The sequence below is a fragment of the Nocardioides sp. genome, from assembly GCF_050699375.1.
Taxonomy (GTDB): domain Bacteria; phylum Actinomycetota; class Actinomycetes; order Propionibacteriales; family Nocardioidaceae; genus Nocardioides.
The window spans coordinates 1-3614 of sequence record NZ_JBOHDN010000332.1 but is presented as its reverse complement, the minus strand read 5'-3'; the positions used below and the strand labels follow the sequence as shown (position 1 = coordinate 3614).

Sequence of the window (3614 nt, the reverse complement as noted above, 5' to 3'; positions counted from 1 at the left end):
GGGTCACATCATGCTGGATGTGACCCACGCCATGCCAATCACCGAGTGGTCACCAGGCCACGCTCAGATACTGGGTCTCGAGGTACTCCTCCAGCCCGGCCCGCGCCCCCTCCCGCCCGATGCCGCTCTGCTTCACGCCACCGAACGGAGCCGAAGGATCGGAGACCAGGCCGCGGTTGACCCCGACCATCCCGGCGTCGATCCTCTCGGCCAGGTGGATCGCCTCGCCGAGCTCGCCGAAGACGTACGCCGCGAGCCCGAGCTCGGTGTCGTTGACCGAGGCCAGCAGCTCCTCGGTGTCGCTCCAGACGACGATCGGAGCCACCGGGCCGAAGATCTCCTCACGCAGGAGCGGGGAGTCGGGACGTACGCCGGCCAGGACGGTGGGCGGGTAGAAGTAGCCCTCCGATGCCGGGACCTGGGCACGGTGGGCGATCGCGGCTCCCGCCGCCACCGCCTCGTCGACCAGGCCGGTGACGGTGGCGTACGCCTTCGCCGAGATGAGCGGGCCGATGTCGCTGCCCGTCTCGGCGGGACCGACCTCGAGCGCCTCCACGCGAGCGCCCAGCAGGGCGGTGAACTCGGCCGCGATGTCGGCATGGACGTAGAACCGGTTGGCCGCGGTGCACGCCTGTCCGCCGTTGCGGAACTTGGCGACCATCGCGCCTTCCACCGCCGCGGCGACGTCCGCGGACGAGGTCACCACGAACGGCGCGTTCCCGCCGAGCTCCATCGAGGTGTTCACGACCCGGTCGGCAGCCTGCCGCAGGAGTACGCGGCCGACGCCGGTGGAGCCGGTGAAGGAGACCTTCCGGACCCGCTCGTCGGTGAGCCAGGCGCTGACGATGCCGGGGGCGTCCAGGCCGGGGACCACGTTCACGACGCCGTCGGGGATGCCCGCCTCGGAGATCAGCCGGGCGACCGCGAGCGCGGTCAGAGGCGTCTCGGCGGCAGGCTTGAGCACGACGGTGCAACCCGCCGCGAGGGCCGGTGCGATCTTGCGGGTCGCCATGGCGGCCGGGAAGTTCCACGGCGTGACCAGCGCGGCCACGCCCACCGGCTTGTGGGTGACGATCGTGCGTGTGCCGCCTGCCGGCGATGGCCCGAAGTCGCCGTGCGGACGGACGGCCTCCTCGGCGTACCAGCGGAAGAACTCGGCGGCGTAGGTGACCTCACCGCGCGCGTCGGCGAGGGACTTGCCGTTCTCGAGCGCGATCAGGCCGGCGAGCTCGTCGGCGTCACGGAGCATCAGGTCGCGCACCCTGCCGAGCAGGTCGGCCCGGGTCCGGGGCGGCAGCGCCGACCACTCGGGCAGCGCCTCGGCGGCCGCGTCGACGGCCGCGGTCGCGTCCTGGACCGTGCTGTCGGCGACCTCGGCGACGATCTCGCGGGTGGCGGGGTTCTCCACGGCGAAGGTGGTTTCGGGGCGTGTGCTCAGGTCGGTCACGGGTAGAGACCTCTCACTTCGTGGGCTCGGTAGACGCGCTCGACGGCCATGCAGGTGGCCGCCAGACGCAGGGACAGCTGGTTCTCGGTGGCGTAGGCGAGGACGTCGTGCCACGCCCGGGTCATCCGCTCGACGAGGCGCTCGTCGACCTCGGCCTCGCTCCACCAGTAGGACTGGTTGGCCTGGACCCACTCGAAGTAGGACACGACGACACCGCCGGCGTTGGCGAGGATGTCGGGAACGACGAGCACCCCGTTATCGGCCAACATCTGGTCGGCGGCCGTGCTCACCGGACCGTTGGCGCCCTCGACCACGACGCGGGCGCGCACCGAGGTGGCGTTGCCGGCGTGGATGACGCCCTCGATGGCTGCCGGGACGAGCAGGTCGACGTACGCGGTGAGGACCTCCTCGCTCTCGATCGGCGTGCTGCCGGGGAAGCCGACGACGCTGCCGGTCGCGTCGACGTACGCCTCCAGGGCCGCGACGTCGAGGCCGTCGGCGTGGTGCACGGCGCCGTTCACGTCGCTGACCGCGACGACCCGGACGCCTTCGCGGGCGAGGAACCGGGCCGCGCCGCGACCGACCTTGCCGAAGCCCTGCACGGCGGCGGTGGCTCCCTCGGGAGCGATCCCGACGTGGCGCAGGGCCTCGACGGCGACCGCGACGACTCCGCGGGAGGTCGAGGAGGCGCGCCCGAGGGATCCGCCGACGGCGATCGGCTTGCCGGTCACCACGCCGAGGACGGTGTGGCCGCGGCCGACGGAGTAGGTGTCCATCATCCAGGCCATGGTCTGCTCGTCGGTGCCGACGTCGGGGGCAGGGATGTCGTGGTTCGGCCCGATCAGGGGTGCGATCTCGGAGGTGTAGCGCCTGGTGATCCGCTCGAGCTCTCCCGTGCTGTAGCCACGCGGATCGACACGTACGCCGCCCTTGGCGCCGCCGTAGGGGACGTCGAGAAGAGCGCACTTCCAGGTCATCCACATCGCCAGCGCGCGGACCTCGTCGAGGTCGACACGGGCGTCGAAGCGTACGCCGCCCTTGCCGGGGCCGCGGGAGTAGTTGTGCTGTACGCGGTAGCCGCGAAGCACCTCCACCGAGCCGTCGTCACGGCGCAGCGGGATGCTCACGCTGACCTCGCGGCGGGGCGCGGCCAGCATCGCGTGCACCTCGGACGGAAGACCGAGCACCTCGACCGCCTGGGACAGCTGCGCGCGGGCGTCGTCGAGGACGGTCGTCTCGGTCGCCTCCGCTCCCAGGACGGCGGTCATGACGCCTGCTCCAGCCCGGTCGCGAGCACGTCCAGGGCCTCGTCGAGCAGCTCGTCGGAGATGCTCAGCGGGGGCAGGAACCGGATGACGTTGCCCCAGGTGCCGCAGGTCAGGGCGATGACACCCTGGCTGTGGGCGTACGCCGCGACCGCCTTGGCGAGCGCCCCGTCGGGGTTGCCGGTCGCCGGGTCGACGAACTCGGCGGCGATCATCGCGCCCCGGCCGCGTACGTCGCCGATCCGCGGGTCGCGCGTCTGCAGGTCGCGGAGCCGGCCCAGGAGGCGCTCCTCGATCTGGCACGCGCGGGTGAGCAGGTCCTCGGCCTCGATGGTCTCGATGACGGCCAACGCGGCGGCGCAGGCGAGCGGGTTGCCGCCGTAGGTGCCGCCCAGACCACCGGCGTGGACGGCGTCCATCACCTCGGCGCGGCCGGTGACCGCGGCGAGCGGCAGGCCGCCGGCGATGCCCTTCGCGCTGACCACGATGTCCGGGACGACGTCCTCGTGCTCGACGGCGAACCAGGTGCCGGTCCGGCCGAAGCCGGACTGCACCTCGTCGGCGACGAGGAGCACATCGTTGGCCCGGCACCACTCGGCGAGCGCGGCGAGGAACCCGGGCGCGGGGACGATGAAGCCGCCCTCACCCTGCACCGGCTCGATCACGATGGTCGCGAGGTTCTCGGCCCCGACCTGGGTCTCGATCTGGGCGATCGCCCGTGCCGCGGCCAGCTTGCCGTCGACCTCGGGAGCATCGCGGAAGGGGTAGGACATCGGCGCCCGGTAGACCTCGCCCGCGAAGGGCCCGAAGCCGTGCTTGTAGGGCATGTTCTTCGCCGTCATCGCCATCGTGAGGTTCGTACGCCCGTGGTAGGCGTGGTCGAAGACCACGACCGCGTCCTT

At 72.1% G+C, this 3614-nt stretch carries 3 protein-coding genes; all 3 read right to left on the bottom strand.

The features are described 5' to 3' along the window. Window positions 1-49: 49 nt before the first annotated feature. Window positions 50-1447 (bottom strand): NAD-dependent succinate-semialdehyde dehydrogenase, encoded by a 1398-nt coding sequence (locus ACRDPS_RS22795; protein ID WP_431503952.1) that lies wholly within the window; start codon window positions 1445-1447, stop codon window positions 50-52. Beyond that, window positions 1444-2715 (bottom strand): Glu/Leu/Phe/Val family dehydrogenase, encoded by a 1272-nt coding sequence (locus ACRDPS_RS22790; RefSeq protein ID WP_431503951.1) that lies wholly within the window; start codon window positions 2713-2715, stop codon window positions 1444-1446. Before ACRDPS_RS22790 ends, ACRDPS_RS22795 begins: the two co-directional genes overlap by 4 nt. Beyond that, window positions 2712-3614, bottom strand: a 903-nt coding sequence (locus ACRDPS_RS22785; RefSeq protein WP_431503950.1) for an aminotransferase class III-fold pyridoxal phosphate-dependent enzyme, incomplete at its 5' end; no start/stop codon positions are given. The genes ACRDPS_RS22790 and ACRDPS_RS22785, both read right to left, overlap by 4 nt.

What these genes read in the sequence shown, in the direction of transcription:
- ACRDPS_RS22790 (WP_431503951.1), bottom strand. Translation starts at nt 2,715, where the DNA reads ATGACCGCCGTCCTGGGAGCGGAGGCGACCGAGACGACCGTCCTCGAC.